This window comes from Streptomyces sp. YIM 121038 (genome assembly GCF_006088715.1).
Taxonomy (GTDB): Bacteria; Actinomycetota; Actinomycetes; order Streptomycetales; family Streptomycetaceae; genus Streptomyces.
On record NZ_CP030771.1, the window covers coordinates 5,371,208 to 5,395,044 of the forward strand.

Consider the following 23,837-nt stretch of genomic DNA (forward strand, 5'->3'; position numbering starts at 1 on the left):
GCGTACTCCTCATTTCTCTGTCTGCCGGTCAGCGTGCGCAATCCTGCCGCCCGGGGACCGGCGCCGCGCGGAAGGTTCTGGACAGATCATGCCGGACCGCGGTCCGGATCGCCCGACCCGGCCGACGTTTCCGCCCGCCTGCGGTGCTCGGCGGCCTTCTTCTCGTAGATCTCCGCCATCCGCAAGTGGTAATCCGGATTGTCCTGTTCGTAGATGTCCGGGATGCCGTCGAGGTCCTCGTCGCGCTCCTCGTCGTCGCACATCGCGCGGTACTTGCGGTTGCGGAGCTTCAGCAGGACGGTGGCGAGCACGGCCGCGATCAGGGAGCCGACGAGGACCGCCGCCTTGACCTCGTCGGTGAGGGCCGGGTCGTCGCTGAAGGCGAGTTCGCCGATGAGCAGCGAGACGGTGAAGCCGATGCCGGCGAGCGAGGCGACCGCGAAGACGTCCGGCCAGGCCAGGTCGTCGTTCAGCTCGGCCCGGGTGAAGCGGGCGGCGAGCCAGGTGCCGCCGAAGATGCCGACGGCCTTGCCGACGACCAGACCGAGGACCACGCCGAGCGTCTCGGGCCGCGTGAAGACGTCGCCGAGCGCACCGCCGGAGACCACCACCCCGGCGCTGAACAGGGCGAACAGCGGTACCGCGAGGCCCGCGGAGAGGGGCCGTACGAGGTGCTCGATGTGCTCGCCGGGGGAGTGCGGCTCGCCCTCCTCGCGGTGGCAGCGCAGCATCAGGCCCATGGCGACACCGGCGATGGTGGCGTGGACGCCGCTGTTGTACATCAGGCCCCAGATGACCAGGGCGAGCGGCACGTAGACGTACCAGCCGCGGACGCCCTTGCGCAGGAGCAGCCAGAAGACGGCGAGGCCGATGACGGCGCCGGCGAGCGCGGCGAAGTTCAGGTCGCTGGTGAAGAAGACCGCGATGATCATGATCGCGAAGAGGTCGTCGACGACGGCGAGGGTGAGCAGGAAGGCGCGCAGCGCCGACGGCAGCGAGGTGCCGATGACCGCGAGCACCGCGAGCGCGAAGGCGATGTCGGTCGCGGTGGGCACGGCCCACCCGTCCGTGGAGCCGCCGCCGACGGTGTTGACCAGCGTGTAGACGAGCGCCGGTACGGCCATGCCGCAGATCGCGGCGATGACGGGCAGCGCGGCGGCCTTGGGGTCGCGCAGGTCGCCCGCGACCAGCTCGCGCTTGAGCTCGATCCCGGCGACGAAGAAGAAGACCGCGAGCAGCCCGTCGGCGGCCCAGTGCTGCACGGACAGGTCGAGGCCGAGCGAGCCGGGGCCCAGATGGAAGTCCCTAACGCTCTCGTAGCTCTCCTTGAGCGGGGTGTTCGCCCAGATCAGGGCCGCGACGGCGGCGATGAGCAGCAGGACGCCGCCGACCGTCTCGGTGCGCAGCGCGTTCGCCACGAAGGTGCGCTCGGGCAGGGAGAGGCGTCCGAGGAACTTGCGGTTGGTGGGGGTGGGCGCGGCCACAGGAGTCGACCTCCGGTCGGGTAGGCAGGGCTGAGCACATGCCGACCAGACTTCCCGGCGCACCTGATGATTCTTGTCGCGTTGTTGACGTTGATCCTTAGCTTATCTAATCGCTTCGGGGCGGGTGCGGCGGGGGTATCCGGCGAAAGCCACTTTAAGGACAAACGGCTTGTCCGGCAGACGCGAAAAGGCACCCGGCGCGCGGGGCGCCGGGTGCCTCAGGCGCGCCCCGAAGGGGCGCGGGGAACTGCGCGACCAGCCACGGAGAACCCGCAGCCGACCGAAGGGCGACTTAGTCCTCGCTGGCGGCGGCCGGGAGCTTGGACTGGATGAGGTCCATCACGGAGGAGTCGGTCAGCGTGGTGACGTCCCCCAGCTGACGGTTCTCGGCAACGTCCCGCAGCAGCCGCCGCATGATCTTCCCGGAACGGGTCTTCGGCAGCTCGGCCACCGGCAGGATCCGCTTGGGCTTGGCGATCGGGCCGAGCGTCGCGCCCACGTGGTTGCGCAGGTCCGCGACGAGCCCCTCGTCCTCGGCGTTCGCCGTGCCCCGCAGGATCACGAAGGCGACGATGGCCTGGCCGGTGGTCTCGTCCGCCGCGCCCACGACCGCCGCCTCGGCGACCGACGGGTGCGAGACGAGCGCCGACTCCACCTCGGTGGTGGAGATGTTGTGCCCGGACACGAGCATCACGTCGTCGACCCGGCCGAGCAGCCAGATGTCGCCGTCCTCGTCCTTCTTGGCGCCGTCACCGGCGAAGTACTTGCCCTCGAAGCGCGACCAGTACGTGTCGATGAACCGCTGGTCGTCGCCCCAGATGGTGCGCAGCATCGACGGCCACGGCTCGGTGAGGACCAGATAGCCACCGCCGCCGTCGGGCACCTCGTTCGCCTCGTCGTCGACCACGGTCGCGGCGATGCCCGGCAGCGCGCGCTGGGCGGAGCCCGGCTTGGTCTCGGTCACGCCCGGGAGCGGCGAGATCATCATCGCGCCGGTCTCGGTCTGCCACCAGGTGTCCACGATCGGGCAGTTGTCACCGCCGATGTGCTTGCGGTACCAGACCCACGCCTCGGGGTTGATCGGCTCGCCGACCGAGCCCAGGACGCGCAGCGAGGACAGGTCGAACTTCGCGGGGATGTCGTCGCCCCACTTCATGAACGTACGGATCGCCGTGGGCGCCGTGTACAGGATCGTCACCCCGTACTTCTGCACGATCTCCCAGAAGCGGCCCTGGTGCGGGGTGTCCGGGGTGCCCTCGTAGATCACCTGCGTCGCGCCGTTCGACAGCGGTCCGTACGTGATGTACGAGTGGCCCGTCACCCAGCCGATGTCGGCCGTGCACCAGTAGACGTCGGTCTCCGGCTTGAGGTCGAAGACGGCGTGGTGGGTGTACGACGCCTGGGTCAGATAGCCGCCCGACGTGTGCAGGATGCCCTTGGGCTTCCCCGTGGTGCCCGACGTGTACAGGATGAACAGCGGCTGCTCGGCGTCGAACGCCTCCGGGGTGTGCTCGGCCGACTGCCGCCCGACCACGTCGTGCCACCACAGGTCGCGGCCCTCGGTCCAGGCCACCTCCTGCTCGGTGCGCCGTACGACGAGGACCTTGTCGACGCCCTCCACCCGGCCCAGGGCCTCGTCGACCGCGGGCTTGAGCGCGGACGGCTTGCCCCGGCGGTAGCCGCCGTCGGCGGTGATGACGAGCTTGGCATCGGCGTCCTTGATGCGGGCGGCGATCGCGTCGGCGGAGAAGCCGCCGAAGACCACCGAGTGCGCGGCGCCGATGCGGGCGCACGCCAGCATCGCCACGACCGCCTCGGGGATCATCGGCAGATAGACGGCGACCCGGTCGCCCTTGCCGACGCCCAGCTCCGTCAGGGCGTTGGCGGCGCGGCTCACCTCGTCCTTCAGCTCGGCGTAGGTGAGGGCACGGCTGTCGCCGGGCTCGCCCTCGAAGTGGATGGCCACCCGGTCGCCGTGGCCCGCCTCGACGTGGCGGTCCACGCAGTTGTACGCGACGTTGAGCTTGCCGTCCTCGAACCACTTCGCGAACGGCGGGTTCGACCAGTCGAGCGTCTTGGTCGGTTCGGTGGCCCAGGTCAGCCGACGGGCCTGCTCGGCCCAGAAGCCGAGCCTGTCAGCCTTGGCCTGCTCGTACGCGTCCGCGCTGACGTTGGCCCGCGCGGCCAGATCGGCCGGCGGCGCGAAGCGACGCTCCTCCTTCAAGAGGTTGGCCAGGCTTTCGTTACTCACGACATCTCCCTTTCTCAGGGTGTCCGTTGTGTCCCAAGCCACAGCTCATCAGACACCCGGCCCTGGTGACAAGGGCTTGCCGGAAATTGGTTTAGACCTGTAAAGGGTGGCAGGTAGGGGGCGGTCGGCATAGGCGGCGCGCCGGGGCGGGCGCGATCGGGTGCGCCCCGGCGCACGGAGCGGTGGGCCTCCCGCAGGGGAGACCCACCGCTGTCGGCCGGTCGGCGTGGCTCAGCCCGTCGGCGTGGCCTCCGCGCGGGGCGAGGGCCGCACCTGGCTGAACACCTCGTGCGGCAGGGGCCGGCCGCCGGAGGAGCCGCCGTGCGTGCCGGGCGCGCCGCCGGGGCCCTCGGCCAGCAGATAGGCCTGGGCCTCACCGACGTGGAAGTACATCCCGTGCAGTTCCAGGGTCCCCTCGGCAAGCCGCCGCGCGACCGCTTCGTGGGCCCGCAGATGCTCCAGCTGCTGGACCACGTTGGTCAGGCACAGCTGCTCCACCGCGTCCGCGGGCGCCCGTCCGGCGAGCCGCGGGGCGATCCTGCCGGAGGGGTCGGCGGTGCTGGACGCGGCCATCCGCTCCAGGCTCGGCAGGCCGTGCCGCAGCCACCGCTTGAGCGGCGTCTGCGCCCCGGTCGGCGGCGAGCTGAGCAGCGCCTGCATCGCCCCGCACCCCGAATGCCCGCACACGGTGATGGACTTGACCTCCAGCACGTCCACCGCGTACTCGATCGCGGCGGCGACCGAGTCGTCGCCGCTCTCGGCGCCGGGCAGCGGCACCAGATTGCCCACGTTCCGCACGACGAAGAGGTCGCCCGGGCCGCTGGACGTGATCATGGAGGTGACGACCCGGGAGTCGGCACACGTCAGGAACAGCTGCACGGGCCGCTGGCCCTCGCGGGCGAGCCGGGCCAGCTCCCCCCGCACGCGGGGCGCCGTGTGCTGCTGGAAGGCGCTGATGCCCTGGGCCAGTTCGTGCTGGTGGTGGGGGTGATCGTGGGGGGCGCCGGGGGAGTGCTGCGGGGGCGCCTCGCAGTTGTGGTTGCGCCACGGCGTCCAGGGGCGGCAGCTGCAGTGGGCGATCCGGGCGGGCTCGGCGATCCGCTGGCCGCCACGGCCGGTGATCTCGGCCGTGCCGCCGTGCGCGGCGTGCGCGTCCTGCCAGCTCTGCAGCGTCTCGTACGCCGCGTGGTCCATGAAGGAGCCGTCCAGCTCCACGACGGCGTGCGCCCGGTGCGGGATGTGGTGCAGACAGCGGCTGAGGCGGGGCACGGCGAGGAACGTCAACTGTCCTCGGACGTGTACGTGATGGACTCCTTCCGCGTCTTCGTCGCAGGTGATGCGGGTGCGGGCGAGGCGGTGCAGGGCCACGGCCACGGCGGCGGCGACGCCGAGCGCGACCCCTTCGAGGACGCCGAGCACGACCACGCCGAGGATGGTGACCGCGTAGACCAGGATCTCGCGGTGCCGGGTGACGGTACGGATGTGGTTCAGGCTGACCATCTGGATGCCGACGGCCATGACCAGGGCGGCGAGGGCGGCGAGCGGGATCAGCTCCAGGACGGGCACGAGCAGCAGGGCGGCTACTACTACCCAAACGCCGTGCAGCATCGTGGAGTTCCTGCTGACGGCACCCGCGCGGACATTCGCCACGCTGCGCACCGCGACTCCGGCGACGGGCAGGCCGCCGAGCAGGCCGGACACGATGTTCGACACGCCCTGGCCGCGCAGCTCGCGGTCGAGGTCGGAACGGCCCACTCCGGGGGGCGAGTCCGGGCGGCCGGACGTGAGCTTGTCGATGGCGACCGCGCCGAGCAGCGACTGCACGCTGCACACCAGCGTGATCGTGAGCACGGCCGCCACCAGGCCGAGCGCGGGCCCTTCGGGCAGTCCCGCGAGCGCGTGGCTGCGCCAGGACGGCAGGTCGACCTTGTCCAGCTGGAGCGCGGCGAAGCCCGCGAGCGCCGTGGCGGCGGCGACGGCCACCAGGGGGGCGGGCAGGACGCGCGCGGCGCGGCCCGCGCGCCCGGGCAGACGGGGCCAGAGGAGCAGCAGGAGGAGGGTCAGGAGGCTGATCGACAGGGCGGCCGGGCGCACCTCGGTCAACTGGGCGGGCAGCGCCCGGAGGTTGTCGATCACGGAGCTCTGCGGGGTGCCGCCGAGCACGATGTGCAGCTGGGCGACTGCGATGGTGACGCCGATCCCGGCGAGCATGCCGTGCACGACGGCGGGGCTGACGGCGAGGGCCGTGCGGGCCACGCGCAGACAGCCGAGACCCACCTGGGTGAGCCCGGCGAGGACGGTGATCGCGCAGGTGGTGCGCCAGCCGTAGCGCTGGATGAGGTCGGCGGTGACGACGGTGAGCCCGGCGGCGGGTCCGCTGACCTGGAGCGGGGACCCGGCGAGACGGCCCCCGACGACGCCGCCGACGGCCGCGGCGACGAGTCCCGCCTGGAGGGGCGCTCCGGTGGCGAGGGCGATGCCCAGGGACAGGGGCAGGGCGATGAGGAACACGGCGATCGACGCGGAGAGGTCGGCGCCCGCGACGCGGAAGGCGCGGCGCGGCGGTGGCGCGTGCGGCTGCCGGGTGCTTGCGGCCGGGGCCGAGTCGGTGGCGCGTGAGGGGACGCTGGCAGACATTTTCCCGACTCCTCCGGGGCGGCGCGGTCGCGGAACAGGTGGGCCTCCGACGGGCTGCCGGAGGGCGGGTCGCGGCCGTGGGTCACGGCGTTGCAGCGGCGGGACGACTCAACTCTCGGTAAACGAATCGTAATGCAGAGTAAAGGTCACGGCAGGATTTTCGGCGCAAATGGGGCAAGTGATCACCTCAACGAGTGATTAAGCCTATTCATCGGCTTGTCGTAATGGGGCTCCCGCACCTCTGTGCGAAGTTGCTCGGGTTCTGTCCCGATTCGTACGGAAGTAGGTGGGCGGATGGCCGCCAACCAGAGGACTGCCGCCGCGGCCGGGCTCGCCGCCCTCGTGGTCTGCGTCGCGGCCCTGGCCGGGTGCGGTAGTGGCGCGTCCGACACGAAGAAGAGCGCGCGCGAGGGCGCGCACGGCGCGAAGAAGCCGGCCGGTGCCGCCGCGCCCAAGTCACCGGTCCGGCTGATCGGCGACGGCTCCACGGCCTTCACCGGCAAGCAGCCGCTGCTGCCCCGGCCGGAACGCCTTGGACCGGGGCAGAAGCCACCGCAGTTCGTGGTCTTCTCCTGGGACGGCGCGGGCGAGGACGGGCAGAAGCTCTTCTCGTACTTCCGCAAGGTCGCCAAGCGCAACAACGCCACGATGACCTACTTCCTCAGCGGCGTGTACATGCTTCCGCAGGAGAAGCGCGGGCTCTACAAGCCGCCGCAGCACCTGGCCGGCAGCTCGGACATCGGCTTCAACGACCGCAAGGGAATCAGGGACACCGTGGACCAGCTCCGCGGCGCCTGGCTTGAGGGCAACGAGATCGGCACGCACTTCAACGGCCACTTCTGCGGCGCGGGCCGGGGCGTCGACGAGTGGTCCGTCGACGACTGGAAGAGCGAGATCCGGCAGGCCAAGTCCTTTGTGAAGGCCTGGAAGACGAACGCGGGCGTGAAGAGCGCGCTGCCGCTGCCCTTCGACTACGACAAGGAGCTCATCGGCGCCCGCACCCCCTGCCTCGAAGGCCGGAAGAACTTCATGCGGGCGGCCCGCGAACTCGGCTTCCGCTACGACACCAGCGGGGTGAACAACCAGCTCTGGCCCGAGAAGAAGGAGGGCCTGTGGGACCTGTCGATGCAGCTCGTCCCCGTCCCCGGGCGCGGCTTCGAGACGCTCACCATGGACTACAACTTCATGGTGAACCAGTCCGGTTCGACCTCCCAGGGCGATCCGTCCCGGCATGAGTACTGGGGCGACCAGATGCGCGACGGCCTCCTCAAGGGCTTCGACCGCGCCTACTACGGCAACCGCGCGCCCCTGATCATCGGCAACCACTTCGAGTCCTGGAACGGCGGCACGTACATGCGTGCCATCGAGGAGACCATCGAGCGGGTCTGCACCAAGAGGGACGTGCGGTGCGTGTCCTTCCGGCAGCTCGCCGACTGGCTGGACGCCCAGGACCCGCAGGTCCTCGCCAAGCTGACCAAGCTCGGCGTCGGCAAGGCCCCCAAGGAGGGCTGGCCCGCCTTCCTCTCGGCCCGCCCGGCCCCGGCACCCAAGGGGGTCCCGGGGGCCGAACCGGCCAAGAGGTAGCCGCGAGCGGCGCGTGAGGGCCCGCCCTGTGGGGGCCCCGCCCGCGGGTCCCGCTTGGGGGCCCTGTGGGGCCTCTGGCGGGGCCTCTCAAGCCGTGGCGATCGCTTCCTCGCGCAGGACGAAGCCGGGGTCGATCTGGGACGCCAGGTCGGCTCCGGTCCTGGCGTTGCCCCAGCTCTGCGCGTTCTTCAGGTGGAAGTGGACCATCTGGCGCGTGTACCGCTCCCAGTCGCGGTGCTCGTACGTGGCGTCGACGGCGTCCTGAAGCGTGCGCAGGGCGGTGCGGGTGGTGTCCTCCAGGAGGGCGAACCGGGGCGGGCGGCCCTTCTCCATGGAACGCACCCAGTCCGAGTGCCCGACGGTCACCAGGAGGTCCTCGCCGACCTGCTCGCGCAGGAAGTCGATGTCGTCCTGACTCTGGACCTTGTTGCCCACGACCTTCAGGGCGACGCCGAAGTCCAATGCGTAGTCCCGGTACTGGCGGTAGACGGAGACCCCCTTCCGGGTCGGCTCGGCGACGAGGAACGTCATGTCGAAGCGGGTGAACATGCCGGAGGCGAAGGAGTCCGAGCCGGCGGTCATGTCGACGACGGCGTACTCGTCACGGCCGTCGACCAGGTGGTTCAGACACAGCTCCACCGCTCCGGTCTTGGAGTGGTAGCAGGCGACACCGAGGTCGGATTCGGTGAACGGCCCGGTGACCATCAAACGCACGGCGCCGCCGTCGAGTTCCACGGGCCGCGCGCACGCGTCGTACACCGGGTTCTGCTCGCGGAGCCGCAGCAGCCGGGAGCCGTCGCCGGGCGGTGTCGTCTTGATCATCGTCTCGGCGGAGGCGATGCGCGGGTTGGCGCCGCGCAGATAGTCCTTGATGAGCGGCAGCCGCGCGCCCATGGCGGGCAGCTCGGCGGCCTGCTCGTCGTCGAGGCCGAGCGCGGCGCCGAGGTGCTGGTTGATGTCGGCGTCCACCGCGACGACGGGGGCGCCGGTGGTGGCGAGGTGTCGGATGAAGAGCGAGGACAGCGTGGTCTTGCCGCTGCCGCCCTTCCCCACGAAAGCGATTTTCATGGTCGGTTAGCGTAGTGGCGAGCCCCGCGGCACACCGGTCCTTGAGTGAAGAAGACCACTCCTTCGTGGGGCGGCGGCCCCGAGTGCGTAGGGTCGTACTCATGAGTACGACACCCGATCCGCTGGCTCCCCTGGGCGCCCTGCCCGGCGTCCCGGACGCCGTGGACTCCGTGCGCAAGGCCGTGGACCGCGTCTACGGACACCGGATCATGCGCCGCCGCAGCAACGAGATCACCTCGGAGGCCGCGCTGCGCGGAGCCCGTGGTTCCGCCGCGTTGTCCGGTGCCGCGTGGGCGCTCGAAGAGGTGCGCAGGCGCAGCGACTTCAGCGGTGACGCCGAGGCGCGCGTCGTGGGCGCCGCGCTGCGCCTCACGGCTGAGGCGGGCCAGCTGCTCTCCGTCTGGCGCCAGTCGCCGCTGCGGGTCCTCGCGCGGCTGCATCTGGTCGCGGCGGCCGACTCGGACGAGGCGGCGGGCCGTCCGCGCCTCGCGGGCGAGCCGGTCGACGAGCCCCTGGACGGGCCCGTGTCCGCGCCGGCGGTGCCGGACGCCGACGAGGTCGCGGGGCGCCTGGAGGGGCTCTCGCGCCTCGTCGTCGCGGGCAGCTCGGCGCCCGCCCTAGTGATGGCGTCCGTCGTGCACGGCGAACTGGCGGTGCTGCGGCCCTTCGGCTCGCACAACGGTCTGGTCGCGCGGGCGGCCGAGCGCGTCGTCCTGGTGGGCAGCGGGCTCGACCCGAAGTCGGTCTGCCCGGCCGAGGCGGGCCACGCGGAGCTGGGGCGCGACGCCTACGCGGCGGCGCTCGCGGGCTACGCGTCCGGGACGCCGGAGGGGGTCGCGGCCTGGATCGCCCACTGCGGCAAGGCCGTTGAGCTGGGCGTCAGGGAGTCGACGGCGGTGTGCGAGGCGCTGCAGCGGGGTGCCGCCTGAGGCGGCTCCGGCGGGGCGCTTCCTGGGGCGGACCCCAGGAGAGGGCGATCGGCCCGGTGGGCTTCAAGGAGGGGGCGATCGGGCCCTGAACAGGGTTGCGGCGGTACGAGATTTCGTACCGCCGCTGGCATGTCCACCGGGTTACCAAGCGTCCTCGAATCATGTGCCCATCAGGTCGGGAACTTTGCCCGTCACCTGGTGCGGCTGGCCCGTAATCGACGGGTCGACGTCGCGTGGGTGCTCGGTGTTCATGCTTCGGTCCGTGGGGCCAATTCTGCGGTTGAAGGTAATCCTCTCGGATGTCCTTGGTCTCGCGGGCCGTTGACTCCTTTGTACTACTGTCCTGGGGGAAGCGGAAGCCCTGGCCGCACTTCTTTACTTTTAGGTTCAAACAAGGGTGAACCGGACAGGGCTTTCCGGTCGCCCCTCGAAGCCCGGGTGCATCCCCACGCGCGCGTGTCAGCTCGCCGCCGCGGCTCGGCGGCGGGTGGCGAGCCAGACCAGGCCCGCGGTGGCCGCCGCGGCCCCCACCGCGGCCGCGGCGACGAGCGCCGGGCGCGGCGGCGCGGGCAGCCGCTGCTTGAGCCGCACCGGGCGGTGGAAGTCCAGGATCGGCCACTCGCGCGCGAGGGCCTCGCGGCGCAGTGCCCGGTCGGGGTTGACGGCGTGGGGGTGGCCGACGGCGTCGAGCATCGGCATGTCGGTGAACGAGTCGCTGTAGGCGTAGCAGCGCTCCAGGTCGTACCCCTCCGACTCGGCGAGCTCCTTGATCGCCTCCGCCTTCGTCGGACCGTACGCGTAGTACTCCACCTCGCCCGTGAAGCAGCCGTCGGGGCCGACGACCATCCGGGTGGCCACCACCCGGTCCGCGCCGAGCAGTTCACCGATCGGCTCGACCACCTCGGCGCCCGAGGTGGACACGATGACGACGTCCCGCCCGGCGGTGTGGTGCTGCTCGATGAGCGAGGCGGCCTCGTCGTAGATGATCGGGTCGATCAGGTCGTGCAGGGTCTCGGCGACGATCTCCTTGACCTGCTGCACGTTCCACCCCCGGCAGAGCGCGGACAGGTACTCGCGCATCCGCTCCATCTGGTCGTGGTCGGCGCCCCCGGCGAGGAACACGAACTGGGCATATGCGGTCCGCAGTACCGCTCGCCGGTTGATCAGGCCACCTTGGTAGAACGACTTGCTGAAGGTGAGGGTGCTCGACTTCGCAATGACCGTCTTGTCCAGGTCAAAGAAGGCGGCTGTGCGAGGCAAGGAGTGGTTTTCCACGAGCCCGAGCATAGGCGCCCACCATTCGGCGTAAGCTGAGGCGCGTGGGTTTGCCTGAGAAGGCTCTCGGGTACACCATGGAAGTCACGGATCGTTCGCGACCGTGCTAACCCGGTCTGGCTCCTCCCCCCCCGAGTCGGACCGAGGGGACGACCCCCGCTCTCCCCCCCGGCGGGGGTCGTCGCATGTCCGGATGGGTTTTCGCCCCCGGTTTCTGATCTTGAATGCTCGCTGAGCGCCCTCATGAGCCGCTGGGGCGCCGCTGAGCCTTGCCCACGATTCATCACTGTGCGTAGTCGTAGCGCTGCGCTGCGGAAGTCGTTCGGGGCCTCACCGGTATGGGTGACGGAGATATTCACAGCCCCCGTCTTCTCCACAGTTATTGACCAAGATCCACACGATTTCCGGGAGCGCAGCACGCTGATTCCGCTCGTGAAGTTCATGGCCGGATTCCATTGGCCGGTCTCCGCGGGCTCGGATCCGGATGCGCACAGGCGCGCATTCGAAGGACTTGCAGCGAGAGGGGGCTGGAGATCGTGGGCGGAGTCATTGCGGGCGACGCGTCGCCGCCGTCCGACGGGCGGCCGGGCGCACCACTGATCGTCACCGAGGACGTGGACCTGCTGGATGACCTGCTGCGGCTGTGCGCCGCGGCGGGTGCGCGACCCGAGGTGCACCACGGGGTGCCGGAGCGCGGGGGCGGCAGGGACACCTGGGCGTCGGCCCCGCTCGTCCTGGTCGGGGACGACGCGGCGGACCGGGTGCGCGGAGCCGCGCGGCGGCGCGGGGTGGTGCTGGTTGGGCGGGATCAGGACGATTCCGACGTATGGCGGCGCGCGGTGGAGATCGGCGCCGAGCAGGTCCTCGTCCTGCCGGACGGCGAGCAGTGGCTGGTGGACCGCATCGCCGACGTGGCCGAGGGCGTGGGGCGGCCCGCCCTCACCCTCGGCGTCATCGGCGGCCGGGGCGGTGCCGGCGCCTCCACCCTGGCCTGCGCCCTCGCCGTCACGGCGGCGCGCGCCCGGCGGCGCACCATGCTCATCGACGCCGACCCGCTGGGCGGCGGGCTCGATGTCCTGCTCGGCGGGGAGAGTGCCGACGGGCTGCGCTGGCCCGCCTTCGCCCAGTCGCGCGGCCGGGTCGGCGGCGGCGCCCTGGAGGAGTCGCTGCCCCAGCTGCACGACCTGCGGGTGCTCAGCTGGGACCGCGGCGACACCGTCGCCGTCGCCCCGCAAGCGATGAGGGCCGTCCTCGCCGCGGCCCGCAGGCGCGGCGGCGTGGTCGTCGTGGACCTGCCGCGCCGTGTGGACGAGACGGTGGGCGAGGCGCTCGCCCAGCTCGACCTGGGCCTCCTGGTGGTGCCGCGCGAGCTGCGCGCGGTGGCCGGGGCGCGCCGGGTCGCGTCGGCCGCGGGCATGGTGCTGCGGGACCTGCGGGTCGTGGCCACCACCGGCCGGTCCGGGCGCGACGTGCTCGACGGAGGGGACGGGCTCGACGCGGGCGAGGTCGCGCGCCTCCTCCAGCTGCCGCTCATCGGCGAGCTGCCCTGGGAGCACGGCCTCGTGGCGGCCCAGGACGGCGGACAGCCACCCGGCGGCCTGGCACGCGGGCCGCTCGCCCGGTTCTGCGCCGCCTTCTGGCAGCAGCTTCCGGCCGACGCCACCGGAGGGCGCGTATGAACGCGGTCGTGGGTGCCCGCATGCTGGACGGCGTACGCCAGTGGCTCGCCGCGAACGGCACGGAGCCGACCCCGGCGCGGGTCGCCGAAGCCCTGCGGGCACAGGCAGGCGTCCTGGGAGACGCCGAAGTCCTGGGGGCGGCCCAGCAGCTGCGCTCCGAGCTCGTGGGCGCGGGCCCGCTCGAACCCCTGCTCGCGGACCCGTCGGTGACCGATGTCCTGGTGTCCGCGCCGGACCGGGTGTGGGTGGACCGGGGCGGCGGCCTGGAGCTCACGGAGGTGGCGTTCCGGGACGCGGCGGCCGTGCGGCGGCTCGCCCAGCGGCTCGCGGCGGTCGCGGGGCGGCGCCTGGACGACGCGCGGCCCTGGGTGGACGCCCGCCTTCCGGACGGCACCCGGCTGCACGCCGTCCTGCCCCCGGTCGCCGTCGGCTCCGCCTGCCTCTCGCTGCGGGTCGTGCGGCCGAGGGCCTTCACCCTCGCGGAGCTGACGGCCGCGGGCACGGTGCCGCCCGGCGGCGAGCGGTTCCTGCGCGCCCTGCTCGACGCCCGCCTGTCGTACGTGATCAGCGGCGGCACGGGCAGCGGCAAGACGACGCTCCTGAGCACCCTGCTCGGCCTGGTCGGCCCGGGAGAGCGGATCGTGCTCGCCGAGGACTCCGCGGAGCTGCGCCCCGAGCACCCGCACGTGGTGCGCCTGGAGACCCGGCCGGCGAACCAGGAGGGCGCGGGGTTCGTCGGCCTCGACGACCTGGTGCGCCAGGCCCTGCGGATGCGGCCCGACCGGCTCGTCGTGGGCGAGGTCCGGGGCGCGGAGGTCGTGCATCTCCTGGCCGCGCTCAACACGGGCCACGAAGGGGGCTGCGGCACCCTGCACGCGAACGCCGCGGCGGACGTACCGGCCCGCCTGGAAGCCCTGGGCACGGCCGCCGGGCTCGACCGCGCGGCCCTGCACAGCCAGGTGGCGGCCGCGCTCTCGGTGGTCATCCACCTCGCCCGGGACCGGGCCGGGTGCCGCCGCGTGGCCGAGGTGCACGTCCTGGAGCGGGACGCCACCGGGCTCGTGACGACGGTGCCCGCGCTGCGGTGGGGCGAGCGCGGCTTCGTCCAGGAGCGTGGCTGGCGGCGGCTGAGCACCCTGCTCGGAAGCCGGGGTGAGACCGCGTGAGCGCGGCGATGGCATGGGGCGCGGCGCTGTGCGCGGGCGGTTCGGTGTGGCTCCTGGGAGGGCGCGCCCGGGTCCGCGAGCTGCGGCGGGCCAGGCTGGTGCTCGCGGTGCCCGGGACGGTGGGCCCCGGGCCCTTGTGGCACCGGGCAGTTGCCGTGGTGCGCGACCGGTTCGGCGGCCGTGTGGGGTCCGAAGTGTGGGTTCTGGTGGGCGGCTTGGCCGTCGCGGTCCTGGGTGAGTCGATGGTGCCGCTCGTCGCGGGGGCGGTCGGCGTGCCACTGACCGGGCGGCTGCGCAGGGCCCGGGAGGCCCGCAGGGAGCGGGAGCGGCGGACGGACGCGGTGATCGCCCTGTGCGGGGCGCTCGCGGGTGAGGTGCGCGCGGGGCGGCAGCCGGGCGAGGCGCTGAGGACAGCCACGGAAGGGCTCACGGTGGGCCGGGCCGATACGAGGGCCCCGGAGCTGACGGGCTCCGGTCGGTCCGTGGGCCGGGGGCTCGGCGGGGAGTGGGCCGGGGTGCTCGCGGCGGCACGGTTCGGCGGAGACGTACCGGGGGCGTTGCGTGAGGCCGCCCGGGAGCCCGGCGCCGAGGGGCTCCTGGGGCTCGCGGCCTGCTGGCGGGTCGCCGTCGACCGGGGCGCGGGGCTCGCGACGGGCCTGGAGCGCCTGGAGGGTGCCCTGCGGGCCGAGCGTGACCAACGCTCCGACCTGCGAGCCCAGTTGGCGGGAGCCCGGTCGACGGCCGTGTTGCTCGCCGGGCTTCCCGCGCTCGGCCTGCTGATGGGCAGCGCGCTCGGCGCCCGGCCGCTGTGGGTGTTGCTGCACACGGGAGCGGGCTTCGGGTGCCTCCTCGTGGGCGGGCTTCTGGAGGGCGCGGGCGCCTGGTGGGCGCTGCGGATCATGCGAAAGGCGGCGGGGTGATGAGCGAGGCCGAGGTTTTCCACAGGCTGGGGGCGGCCCTGTGGTCGGCGGTGGCGGTGCTGTGGCTGGCCCTCGTGGCGACAGCGGTCCGGCGTGAACGGGCCCTGGGCAGACGCACGGTGGCGGCTCTGGGCGGGCCGGGGCGGGCGGATCGGCCCTGGCCGTGGCGGTCGCGGTGGCGCGGGCGGTGGCGTGGCGGCCTGTCCGGGCGGCGGGACGGGGCCCGTGTGCGGCTGGCCGTGGTCGGCGCGGTCGCCGCCGGGTGGGCGCTGCTCGGCGGGGTGACGGGCCTCGTGGTCGGCGCGGGGCTCGGCTGCGCCGTGGCGCGGATGGGGCGAGGGCCCGGCCAGGAGACGGAGTTCGACACGGCTGAGGCCGCGCGGCAACTGCCCTTGGCGGCCGACCTGGTGGCGGCGTGCGTGGCTGCCGGGGCCGGGCCGGTCGTGGCGGCCCAGGCCGTCGGGGAGTCGCTGCGCGGGCCGGTCGGCGAGCGGCTCGCGTGGGGCGCCGCGCAGGTGCGGCTCGGCGGCGAGCCCGCGGACGCCTGGCGGCAGTTGGGCGCCGTTCCGGGCGCCGGGGCGCTGGCCCGGCTCCTGGAGCGGGCGGGGGAGTCCGGGGCGCCCGCGGCCGCTCCCGTGGCCCGCCTCGCCGCGGACTGCCGGGCGGAGAGAGCCCGCGAGGCGACCGCCCGGGCACGCCGGGCCGCGGTCGCGATGGCCGCTCCGGTGGGGCTGTGCTTCCTGCCCGCGTTCATCGCGCTCGGGGTGGTGCCGGTGGTCATGGGCCTCGGGGGAGCGCTGCTGAGCGCCCGCTGAAGGGGTGGCGTCGGCCGCGCGGAGGAGGTGTGGAAGCAGGCCGGGACGGCGGAGGGTCGTGAGCCCTGATGGCAGAGGGCCGCGTGTCCGATAGGCGGAGGGGCGCGAGCCCGAAGGGCGGAGCGCTGTGAGCCCGAAAGACGGAGCGCTGTGAGCCCGAAAGACGGAGCGCTGTGAGCAAGGACAGGAAATTTCGAATCTCAAGGAGGGGACATCTCATGGGGGTTGGTATGTCGCGACAGGGCCAGGGACACGAGCAGGGCTGGGGACAGGGACGGAGCCAGGGGAACGGCCGTGGCTGTGGGCGGGAACCGGGGCGCGGGCGCGGGTACGACTCGGCGCGGGCCTGGGTGTCCCGCCGATGGGCGGGGACGCGCACCGGCGCGCGGGATGCCGGAATGGCGACTTCCGAGTACGCCATGGGACTGATCGCAGCCGTGGGCTTCGCCGGGCTGCTCTACAAGGTGGTGACGAGCGGGCCCGTCCACGCCGGGCTGCAAGCGGTGGTGGAGAGGGCGCTCCATGTGCAGTTCTGAGGCGGGGGCGGCCGCGCAGGGCGCCTCCGTGCGGGCCAGGGGCAGGACCGCAGGACGGGTCGGCGCGGGCGGGCCCGGGAGGCGGGGCGACGCCGGGTTCGTGACGGCGGAGGCGGCCGTGGTCCTGCCGACCCTGGTGCTGTTCACGATGGGGCTCCTGTGGATCCTCATGACCGCGTCCGCGCAGATCCAGTGCGTGGACGCGGCCAGGGCGGGAGCTCGGGCGATGGCACGTCAGGATCCGCAGGGCACGGCTGTGGCGGCGGCCCGGCAGGCTGCACCCCGCGGCGCACACGTCGCCGTGCGCCGGGACGGGGACCTGGTGCGGGTCGAGGTGGTGGCACCGTCACCGGGCCCGCGGCCCTTGGGGCTCGGCGTGCGGCTGCGCGCGGAGGCCGTGGCGCTGGCGGAGGACGCGGTGGGAGCGGGTGCGGCGGGGGTGGGCACATGAGACGGGCCGGGCCGCGGGCGGGCCGAAGCGCTGCCCCGGCGCGCCCGGGCGCTGTCCGGGCGGGCGTGGGTGCTGTCCGGACGGGACGGGGCGCCGCCCAGGCCGACAGGGGTGCCGCCACGGTATGGGTGGTGGTCGTCCTGGCCGTGCTGTGCGTGGTCACCGGTGCCGTCCTGGCGATGGCTCAGGTCATGGTGGCCCGGCACCGGGCGGGCGGCGCCGCGGATCTGGCCGCGCTCGCGGCGGCGGACCACTGGACGGCCGGGCCCGACGAGGCCTGCGCGCGGGCGGGTCGGGTGGCGCGGGCGCAGGGCACGCGGATCGTGAGGTGCGAGGTCCGAGGCCAGGTGTCGGACGTGACGGCGGCGGCGGAGCTCGGGCCGTTCACGACGGAGGTCAGGTCACGGGCGGGGCCTGCGACGCCGACAGGTCTCGTGAGGTCCTCAAGGCCTGTGGGGCTCATGGGGTCGGCAGGGTTTGCGGGGCGGCGGGACTCGCGGGGCCTTCGGAGCCAGCGCTCAGTCCACCGGCGCGTCCTTCAGGAGGGTGGTGAGCAGGCGGACCGCGCCGCGTTTGTGCAGGGGCTCGTTGCCGTTGCCGCACTTGGGGGACTGGATGCAGGACGGGCACCCGGCCTCGCACTCGCAGGAGGCGATGGCCTCGCGGGTGGCGGTGAGCCAGGCACGGGCGGTGTGGAAGGCGCGCTCGGCGAACCCGGCGCCGCCCGGATGACCGTCGTAGACGAAGACCGTCGGGAGGAGCGTGTCCGGGTGCAGGGGCACGGAGACGCCGCCGATGTCCCAGCGGTCGCACGTGGCGAAGAGCGGCAGCATGCCGATGGAGGCGTGCTCGGCGGCGTGCAGGGCGCCGCCGAGGATCTCCGGGTTGATGCGGGCCGCGTCGAGCTGGTCCTCGGTGACCGTCCACCACACCGCGCGGGTGCGCAGGGTGCGCGGCGGCAGGTCCAGCTTGGTCTCGCCGAGCACCTCGCCGGTGATGAGCTTGCGGCGCAGGAAGGAGACGACCTGGTTGGTGACTTCGACGGAGCCGTAGCAGAGGCGGCCGGGCCCCCAGGGGATCTCGGTGTCGGTGTCGAGGACGGAGATGGCGGTGGTGTCGCGGGCGGTCGTCGAATAGGGCGGGACGGCCTCCTCGACGAGCGCGACGGAGTCCTCCAGATCCAGGTGGCGCACGAGATACGTACGGCCCTGATGGAGGTGGACCGCGCCCTCGTGGACGGTCGTGTGCGCGGCGGAGGCGTCGACGGTGCCGAGCAGTCGGCCCGTGCCCTCTTCGACGACCTGGACGGGGCGGCCGCCCCCGCCGCGGATGTCGGTGAGGTCGGCGGCGCGCTCGCGGCGGGTCCAGTGCCAGGCCTTCGTGCGGCGGCGCAGCAGCTTCGCGGCCTCCAGCTGCGGCAGCAGCTCCTCGGCGGTCGGCCCGAAGAGCGGGAAGTCCTCCTCGGTGAGGGGAAGTTCCGCGGCGGCGGCGCACAGGTGGGGCGCGAGGACATACGGATTGTCGGGATCGAGGACGGTCGACTCGACGGGCTGGTGGAACAGCGCCTCGGGATGGTGGACGAGGTACGTGTCCAGGGGATCGTCGCGGGCCACGAGCACCGCCAGGGAGCCCTGCCCGGAGCGCCCGGCGCGGCCCGCCTGCTGCCACAGCGAGGCCCGGGTCCCCGGATAGCCCGCGATGAGGACGGCGTCCAGGCCGGACACGTCCACGCCGAGTTCGAGGGCGGTGGTGGCGGCGAGGCCGAGGAGTTCGCCGGAGTGCAGGGCCTGTTCCAGGGCGCGGCGCTCCTCGGGGAGATAGCCGCCCCGGTAGGCGGCGACGCGGCGGGCCAGGGAGCGGTCGACCTCGCTCAGGCGCTCCTGGGCGATCACGGAGATCAGCTCGGCGCCGCGCCGGGAGCGGACGAAGGCGACGGAGCGGACGCCCTGCACGGTCAGGTCGGTGAGCAGGTCGGCGGTCTCGGCGGTGGCGGTGCGGCGCACCGGGGCACCCTTCTCGCCGTGGAGCTCGGTGAGCGGCGGCTCCCAGAGGGCGAAGACGACCTCGCCCCGGGGCGAGCCGTCGTCGGCGACCTCGGTGACGGGCAGACCGGTCAGGCGCCGCGCGGCCACGGCAGGGTCCGCGGCCGTGGCGGAGGCGAGGAGGAAGACGGGATCGGAGCCGTAGCGGGCGCACAAGCGACGCAGACGGCGAAGGACTTGGGCGACGTGCGAGCCGAAGACGCCGCGGTAGGTGTGGCACTCGTCGATGACGACGTAGCGCAGGGCCCGCAGGAAGGAGGACCAGCGGGGGTGGGACGGGAGGATCCCGCGGTGCAGCATGTCGGGGTTGGTCAGGACGTAGTTGGCGTACTGGCGCACCCACTCGCGTTCCTCGACGGGGGTGTCGCCGTCGTACACGGCGGGTCTGACGGCCGGGCCGAGCGGCTCGGCCAGGGCGCGCACGGCGCGGCGCTGGTCGGCGGCGAGGGCCTTCGTGGGGGCCAGGTACAGGGCGGTGGTGCCGCGCCCGTTCGCGGCCTCGGCGCCGTCCAGGAGGGCGGAGAGCACCGGTGTGAGATATGCCAATGACTTGCCGGACGCGGTGCCGGTGGCGACGACGACGGACGTGCCGTCAAGCGCGTGTTCGGCGGCCCGTGCCTGGTGGGCCCAGGGGTGCTCGATTCCGGCCTTCTGGACGGCGGCGACGACCTCGGAGCGGATGCGATCGGGCCAGACGGCATAGCGGGGCGCCCTCGGGGGCAGGTGCTCCGTATGAGTGACGCGCGCAGCCCGGCTCGGCCCCGTGGTCAGACGGTCCAGGACCGTCTGCGGGGAGACGTGTGCCGGGGTGTCCGCCGAGGGTCTTCCGGAAGGGGAAAAGTTGGCCATCGGCATCGAGTGTGTCACTGGCGGGATGGACAATGGTCCGAAGGCGTCGTGCACGCCTGCCCGTAAGTGATTGAATGCCATCGCGGCTGGCGATCCGTCCCGGGGGCGTGGGCCGAGGTGTCCCGAGGGGCGACCGCTCGATAGCAAGGTGCTGGAGGATCCGTGGACCTGTCTCTGTCGACCCGTACCGTCGGCGATCGTACGGTCGTCGAGGTCGGTGGCGAAATCGATGTTTATACCGCGCCCAAGCTGCGCGAGCAGTTGGTCGAGTTGGTGAACGACGGCAGTTTCCATCTGGTCGTCGACATGGAGCGCGTGGACTTCCTCGACTCCACCGGACTCGGCGTACTGGTCGGTGGCCTGAAGCGCGTGCGGGCCCACGAGGGCTCGCTGCGCCTGGTGTGCAACCAGGAGCGCATTCTCAAGATCTTCCGCATCACCGGCCTGACCAAGGTGTTCCCGATCCACACCTCGGTCGACGAAGCGGTCGCGGCCACCGACTGAGCCGGACGCCCCGGCAGGTCCGGGGCTTCCGGGCTCCGTCCCGGAGTGGCAGTACGGCGGGGGGCCGGGCCGACGGCCCGGCCCTTCGACAGCACGCGTGTATGTCCGAGGGGGATGCATGGCCACCGTTGAACTCCGCTTCAGCGCGCTGCCCGAGCACGTCAGGACCGCCCGACTGGTGGCGGCCGCGGTGGCGCGACGGTCCGGAGTGGACGAGGCCGTCCTCGACGAGGTCAGGCTAGCGGTCGGCGAGGCCTGCACTCGCGCCGTGGGGCTGCATCAGGCCGCCGGGATCACCGCACCCGTGCGCGTCGCGCTGGTCGAGGAGGAGAAGCAGTTCTCCATCGAGGTCGGTGACGAGGCGCCGCGCGTCGTGCCCGCGGCCGCGTCGGGCGGTCGGCCCGGCGCGGAGGACCCCGAGGCCGAGGGCGAGGACGAGATGGGCCTCGCGGTGATCAGCGGACTCGTCGACGACGTGGAGGTCACGGCGGACGAGAGCGGCGGCTCGATCCGCATGAGCTGGCCCACGACGCCCTAGCGACGCCCCGGCCGCGCCCCCGGCCGACGCTCTCCCGAGCCACACCCAGAGCCACACCCCAGCGGTGCCTCCCGGCCGGGCCCCATGCGGACCCCGGCGAGGCGCCTTCCGGCCGCGCCCCCGCAAGCCCATCGAGGCCTCCCGGCCGGGCTTCACCGGACCGGGCAGCGCATCCCGAGCCCCCTTCGTCGAAGCCGCCCCCGGGCCCGGCCGAAGATCCTGCGGCCGTGTGCACCCCCCCAAGCGCCGCGCCCCCGCCTCGCTCCGGCCCACCCGCCCAACCCGCCCCACCGGCCTCCCACCGTCTCCCTCGTCGCATAAATCTGTTCGCCGTATACCTGCGCACGGTTTCCGTTTATGTGACAAGTGGGGAAATTGGTGAGCGAGGGAACGGTGATCAATGGAGGTGGGGGCAGGGAAGCCGCGGTCAACTCCGGCGTCAATGGTTTTGGGGCATTACCGCTTTCGGGGCCAATCGGCGGCCGCGATCTTTTGAAGATACGCACCTGTGCGCCAATTCCGTTTGCGGCGCTCTGTTTTGATCAGGTCCGGCTCCCTACAATCCGTCCACATCTTGAGCTCAGCCCAAGCGTCAAGGAGGACGAATGGCGGGGCTTTCTACCCCTCATCAGCTTGACCACCCCTCAATCCTCGCGGGTCCGGTACTGACCGACGACAACCGCCTCATCGTGATGGTCATCGCGGCCGTCGCGATCGCGGCCCTGGCGGTCGCCTGGGTGCTCGTGCGCCAGGTGCTCGCGGCCGGCGAGGGCACCGACAGCATGAAGAAGATCGCCGCGGCGGTGCAGGAAGGCGCGAATGCCTATCTGTGGCGGCAGTTGCGGACCCTCGGCGTTTTCGCCGTCGTGGTGTTCTTCCTGCTCATGCTGCTGCCCGCGGACGACTGGAATCAGCGCATCGGCCGGTCGGTGTTCTTCCTGATCGGTGCGGCCTTCTCGGCCACCACCGGCTATATCGGTATGTGGCTCGCCGTGCGCAGCAATGTGCGCGTGGCCGCCGCGGCCCGGGAAGCGACACCGGCGGAAGGCGAGCCGGAAAAGGATCTCACCGCCGTCTCGCACAAAGCGATGAAGATCGCTTTCCGTACGGGCGGCGTCGTCGGCATGTTCACGGTGGGGCTCGGTCTGCTCGGCGCCTCCTGTGTCGTGCTCGTCTACGCGGCGGACGCACCGAAGGTGCTCGAAGGCTTCGGCCTCGGAGCCGCGCTGATCGCGATGTTCATGCGTGTCGGAGGCGGCATCTTCACCAAGGCCGCCGACGTCGGCGCCGACCTGGTCGGCAAGGTCGAACAGGGCATTCCGGAGGACGATCCGCGCAATGCCGCGACCATCGCCGACAACGTGGGCGACAACGTCGGCGACTGCGCGGGGATGGCGGCCGACCTCTTCGAGTCGTACGCCGTCACGCTCGTCGCCGCGCTGATCCTCGGCAAGGCCGCGTTCGGTGACTCCGGACTCGCCTTCCCGCTGATCGTGCCCGCGATCGGCGTGATCACCGCGATGATCGGCATCTTCGCGGTGGCGCCCCGGCGCTCCGACCGCAGCGGGATGACCGCCATCAACCGCGGCTTCTTCATCTCGGCGTTCATCTCGCTCGCCCTCGTCGCGGTGGCCGTCTTCGTCTACCTCCCGTCCTCGTACGCGGACTTGGACGGGGTCGAGGACGCGGCGATCCTGGCCAAGAGCGGCGACCCACGGGTCCTCGCGGTCGTGGCGGTCGCCATCGGCATCGTCCTGGCCGCGCTGATCCAGCAGCTGACCGGCTACTTCACCGAGACCAGCCGACGCCCCGTCAGGGACATCGGCAAGACCTCGCTCACGGGCCCGGCCACGGTCGTGCTCGCGGGCATCTCCGTGGGTCTGGAATCGGCCGTCTACACGGCGCTGTTGATCGGCCTCGGCGTGTACGGGGCGTTCCTGCTCGGCGGCACGTCGATCATGCTCGCCCTGTTCGCGGTGGCGCTCGCCGGGACCGGCCTGCTCACCACGGTCGGCGTCATCGTCGCCATGGACACCTTCGGGCCGGTCTCCGACAACGCGCAGGGCATCGCCGAGATGTCCGGCGACGTCCAGGGCGCGGGCGCGCAGGTGCTCACCGACCTGGACGCCGTGGGCAACACCACCAAGGCCATCACCAAGGGCATCGCCATCGCCACGGCCGTGCTCGCGGCCTCGGCGCTGTTCGGCTCGTACCGGGACGCGATCGCCGAGGCGGCGGACGACGTCGGCCAGAAGCTCGGCGACGGCGCCCCGATGAACCTGGTGATGGACATCTCACAGCCCAACAACCTGGTGGGCCTCGTGCTCGGCGCCGCGGTCGTGTTCCTCTTCTCGGGGCTCGCGATCAACGCCGTGTCGCGGTCGGCCGGGGCCGTGGTGTACGAGGTGCGGCGGCAGTTCCGCGAGCGTCCCGGGATCATGGACTACACGGAGCAGCCCGAGTACGGGCGCGTCGTCGACATCTGCACCAAGGACGCGCTGCGCGAGCTGGCCACGCCCGGACTGATCGCCGTGCTCACGCCGATCGCGGTCGGCTTCACGTTCGGCGTGGGCGCGCTCGGCGCGTTCCTCGCGGGCGCGATCGGCACGGGCACGCTGATGGCGGTCTTCCTCGCCAACTCCGGTGGCGCGTGGGACAACGCGAAGAAGCTCGTCGAGGACGGTCACCACGGCGGCAAGGGCAGTGAGGCCCATGCCGCGACGGTGATCGGCGACACGGTCGGCGACCCGTTCAAGGACACCGCGGGCCCGGCGATCAACCCGCTCCTGAAGGTGATGAACCTGGTGGCGCTGCTCATCGCGCCCGCCGTCGTCAAGTTCAGCTACGGAGAGGACAAGAGCGTCGGGATGCGCGTCCTGATCGCGGTCCTGTCCATCGCGGTCATCGTCGGCGCGGTGTACGTCTCCAAGCGGCGCGGCATCGCCGTCGGTGACGAGGAGAACTCGGGGAAGGTCGCCAGCTCGGCCGACCCCGCGGTCGTCTCGTAGCCGGTTCCGCCGTCCCAACACAGGGGCGGGTGGCGCTTCTTGAAGCGCCGCCCGCCCCTCGTGCGTGCCGACGGGCGCCACGGCGCACGTGTCGTGAGCCT

17 protein-coding genes and 1 pseudogene are annotated in these 23,837 nt (G+C 72.5%); 12 read left to right on the top strand and 6 right to left on the bottom strand.

Annotated features, from left to right (window positions below):
* Positions 1 to 86: 86 nt before the first annotated feature.
* From nhaA to C9F11_RS22945, 3 genes are all read right to left on the bottom strand, one after another.
* On the bottom strand, positions 87 to 1,484 hold the full coding sequence (gene nhaA, locus C9F11_RS22935; RefSeq protein WP_138961038.1) for a Na+/H+ antiporter NhaA: 1,398 nt from the start codon (positions 1,482 to 1,484) through the stop codon (positions 87 to 89).
* Between the two features lie 292 nt (positions 1,485 to 1,776).
* Positions 1,777 to 3,777 carry an acetate--CoA ligase gene (gene acs, locus C9F11_RS22940; protein ID WP_138961039.1) on the bottom strand — a complete coding sequence of 667 codons (2,001 nt, stop codon included), beginning with the start codon at positions 3,775 to 3,777 and terminating at the stop codon, positions 1,777 to 1,779.
* Between the two features lie 189 nt (positions 3,778 to 3,966).
* Positions 3,967 to 6,372, bottom strand: a complete 2,406-nt coding sequence (locus tag C9F11_RS22945; protein ID WP_138961040.1) for a SulP family inorganic anion transporter — start codon at positions 6,370 to 6,372, stop codon at positions 3,967 to 3,969.
* A gap of 294 nt (positions 6,373 to 6,666) precedes the next feature.
* Between C9F11_RS22945 and C9F11_RS22950 the strand changes: the two genes are divergently transcribed.
* Positions 6,667 to 7,956: a hypothetical protein gene (locus tag C9F11_RS22950; RefSeq protein ID WP_138961041.1), complete on the top strand. Its 1,290-nt coding sequence runs from the start codon at positions 6,667 to 6,669 to the stop codon at positions 7,954 to 7,956.
* An 87-nt stretch (positions 7,957 to 8,043) separates the two neighbouring features.
* Here the strand turns inward: C9F11_RS22950 and C9F11_RS22955 are convergent, their stop codons facing one another.
* Positions 8,044 to 9,024 carry an ATP-binding protein gene (locus C9F11_RS22955; RefSeq protein ID WP_138961042.1) on the bottom strand — a complete coding sequence of 327 codons (981 nt, stop codon included), beginning with the start codon at positions 9,022 to 9,024 and terminating at the stop codon, positions 8,044 to 8,046.
* Between the two features lie 101 nt (positions 9,025 to 9,125).
* Between C9F11_RS22955 and C9F11_RS22960 the strand changes: the two genes are divergently transcribed.
* Entirely contained in the window at positions 9,126 to 9,953 is an 828-nt protein-coding gene (locus tag C9F11_RS22960; protein WP_138961043.1) for a Fic family protein, read from the top strand.
* 459 nt (positions 9,954 to 10,412) lie between these two features.
* Here C9F11_RS22960 and C9F11_RS22965 read toward each other — a convergent pair whose 3' ends face one another.
* On the bottom strand, positions 10,413 to 11,240 hold the full coding sequence (locus C9F11_RS22965) for an HAD-IB family hydrolase (protein WP_138961044.1): 828 nt from the start codon (positions 11,238 to 11,240) through the stop codon (positions 10,413 to 10,415).
* Between the two features lie 524 nt (positions 11,241 to 11,764).
* Between C9F11_RS22965 and ssd the strand changes: the two genes are divergently transcribed.
* The 7 genes and pseudogenes from ssd to C9F11_RS23000 form a co-directional block, all read left to right on the top strand.
* Positions 11,765 to 12,907: a septum site-determining protein Ssd gene (ssd, locus tag C9F11_RS22970; protein WP_138961045.1), complete on the top strand. Its 1,143-nt coding sequence runs from the start codon at positions 11,765 to 11,767 to the stop codon at positions 12,905 to 12,907.
* Complete coding sequence (locus tag C9F11_RS22975) at positions 12,904 to 14,073, top strand: TadA family conjugal transfer-associated ATPase (protein WP_138961046.1); 1,170 nt, start codon at positions 12,904 to 12,906, stop codon at positions 14,071 to 14,073. The genes ssd and C9F11_RS22975 overlap by 4 nt, the downstream gene beginning before the upstream one ends.
* 8 nt (positions 14,074 to 14,081) lie before the next feature.
* Positions 14,082 to 14,993, top strand: a complete 912-nt coding sequence (locus tag C9F11_RS22980) for a type II secretion system F family protein (RefSeq protein WP_138966873.1) — start codon at positions 14,082 to 14,084, stop codon at positions 14,991 to 14,993.
* A complete protein-coding gene (locus C9F11_RS22985) occupies positions 14,993 to 15,808 on the top strand; it encodes a type II secretion system F family protein (RefSeq protein WP_138961047.1) in 816 nt (271 codons plus the stop codon). Before C9F11_RS22980 ends, C9F11_RS22985 begins: the two co-directional genes overlap by 1 nt.
* Before the next feature lie 398 nt (positions 15,809 to 16,206).
* Complete coding sequence (locus C9F11_RS48755; protein ID WP_249401845.1) at positions 16,207 to 16,344, top strand: DUF4244 domain-containing protein; 138 nt, start codon at positions 16,207 to 16,209, stop codon at positions 16,342 to 16,344.
* Entirely contained in the window at positions 16,331 to 16,795 is a 465-nt protein-coding gene (locus tag C9F11_RS22995) for a TadE family type IV pilus minor pilin (protein ID WP_138961048.1), read from the top strand. Before C9F11_RS48755 ends, C9F11_RS22995 begins: the two co-directional genes overlap by 14 nt.
* Positions 16,792 to 17,151: pseudogene (locus C9F11_RS23000) on the top strand (Rv3654c family TadE-like protein); the annotation flags it as partial. The gene C9F11_RS22995 and the pseudogene C9F11_RS23000, both read left to right, overlap by 4 nt.
* Before the next feature lie 162 nt (positions 17,152 to 17,313).
* Here C9F11_RS23000 and C9F11_RS23005 read toward each other — a convergent pair.
* The gene (locus tag C9F11_RS23005; RefSeq protein ID WP_138961049.1) at positions 17,314 to 19,767 is read right to left on the bottom strand and encodes a DEAD/DEAH box helicase; all 2,454 of its coding nucleotides are present in this window, start codon (positions 19,765 to 19,767) and stop codon (positions 17,314 to 17,316) included.
* A gap of 81 nt (positions 19,768 to 19,848) precedes the next feature.
* Between C9F11_RS23005 and bldG the strand changes: the two genes are divergently transcribed.
* From bldG to C9F11_RS23020, 3 genes are all read left to right on the top strand, one after another.
* A complete protein-coding gene (bldG, locus tag C9F11_RS23010) occupies positions 19,849 to 20,190 on the top strand; it encodes an anti-sigma factor antagonist BldG (RefSeq protein WP_030677886.1) in 342 nt (113 codons plus the stop codon).
* A 118-nt stretch (positions 20,191 to 20,308) separates the two neighbouring features.
* Positions 20,309 to 20,728, top strand: coding sequence for an ATP-binding protein (locus C9F11_RS23015; RefSeq protein WP_138961050.1), 420 nt, complete (start codon positions 20,309 to 20,311; stop codon positions 20,726 to 20,728).
* Between the two features lie 605 nt (positions 20,729 to 21,333).
* Positions 21,334 to 23,736 carry a sodium-translocating pyrophosphatase gene (locus C9F11_RS23020; protein WP_138961051.1) on the top strand — a complete coding sequence of 801 codons (2,403 nt, stop codon included), beginning with the start codon at positions 21,334 to 21,336 and terminating at the stop codon, positions 23,734 to 23,736.
* Positions 23,737 to 23,837: the final 101 nt, after the last annotated feature.

What these genes read in the sequence shown, in the direction of transcription:
- C9F11_RS22945 (WP_138961040.1), bottom strand. Translation starts at nt 6,372, where the DNA reads ATGTCTGCCAGCGTCCCCTCACGCGCCACCGACTCGGCCCCGGCCGCA.
- C9F11_RS22975 (WP_138961046.1), top strand. Translation starts at nt 12,904, where the DNA reads ATGAACGCGGTCGTGGGTGCCCGCATGCTGGACGGCGTACGCCAGTGG.
- C9F11_RS22995 (WP_138961048.1), top strand. Translation starts at nt 16,331, where the DNA reads ATGTGCAGTTCTGAGGCGGGGGCGGCCGCGCAGGGCGCCTCCGTGCGG.
- C9F11_RS22980 (WP_138966873.1), top strand. Translation starts at nt 14,082, where the DNA reads ATGGCATGGGGCGCGGCGCTGTGCGCGGGCGGTTCGGTGTGGCTCCTG.
- C9F11_RS22985 (WP_138961047.1), top strand. Translation starts at nt 14,993, where the DNA reads ATGAGCGAGGCCGAGGTTTTCCACAGGCTGGGGGCGGCCCTGTGGTCG.
- C9F11_RS22965 (WP_138961044.1), bottom strand. Translation starts at nt 11,240, where the DNA reads ATGCTCGGGCTCGTGGAAAACCACTCCTTGCCTCGCACAGCCGCCTTC.
- C9F11_RS23020 (WP_138961051.1), top strand. Translation starts at nt 21,334, where the DNA reads ATGGCGGGGCTTTCTACCCCTCATCAGCTTGACCACCCCTCAATCCTC.
- C9F11_RS22950 (WP_138961041.1), top strand. Translation starts at nt 6,667, where the DNA reads ATGGCCGCCAACCAGAGGACTGCCGCCGCGGCCGGGCTCGCCGCCCTC.
- C9F11_RS22960 (WP_138961043.1), top strand. Translation starts at nt 9,126, where the DNA reads ATGAGTACGACACCCGATCCGCTGGCTCCCCTGGGCGCCCTGCCCGGC.
- C9F11_RS23015 (WP_138961050.1), top strand. Translation starts at nt 20,309, where the DNA reads ATGGCCACCGTTGAACTCCGCTTCAGCGCGCTGCCCGAGCACGTCAGG.
- C9F11_RS22955 (WP_138961042.1), bottom strand. Translation starts at nt 9,024, where the DNA reads ATGAAAATCGCTTTCGTGGGGAAGGGCGGCAGCGGCAAGACCACGCTG.
- C9F11_RS23005 (WP_138961049.1), bottom strand. Translation starts at nt 19,767, where the DNA reads ATGGCATTCAATCACTTACGGGCAGGCGTGCACGACGCCTTCGGACCA.
- C9F11_RS48755 (WP_249401845.1), top strand. Translation starts at nt 16,207, where the DNA reads ATGGCGACTTCCGAGTACGCCATGGGACTGATCGCAGCCGTGGGCTTC.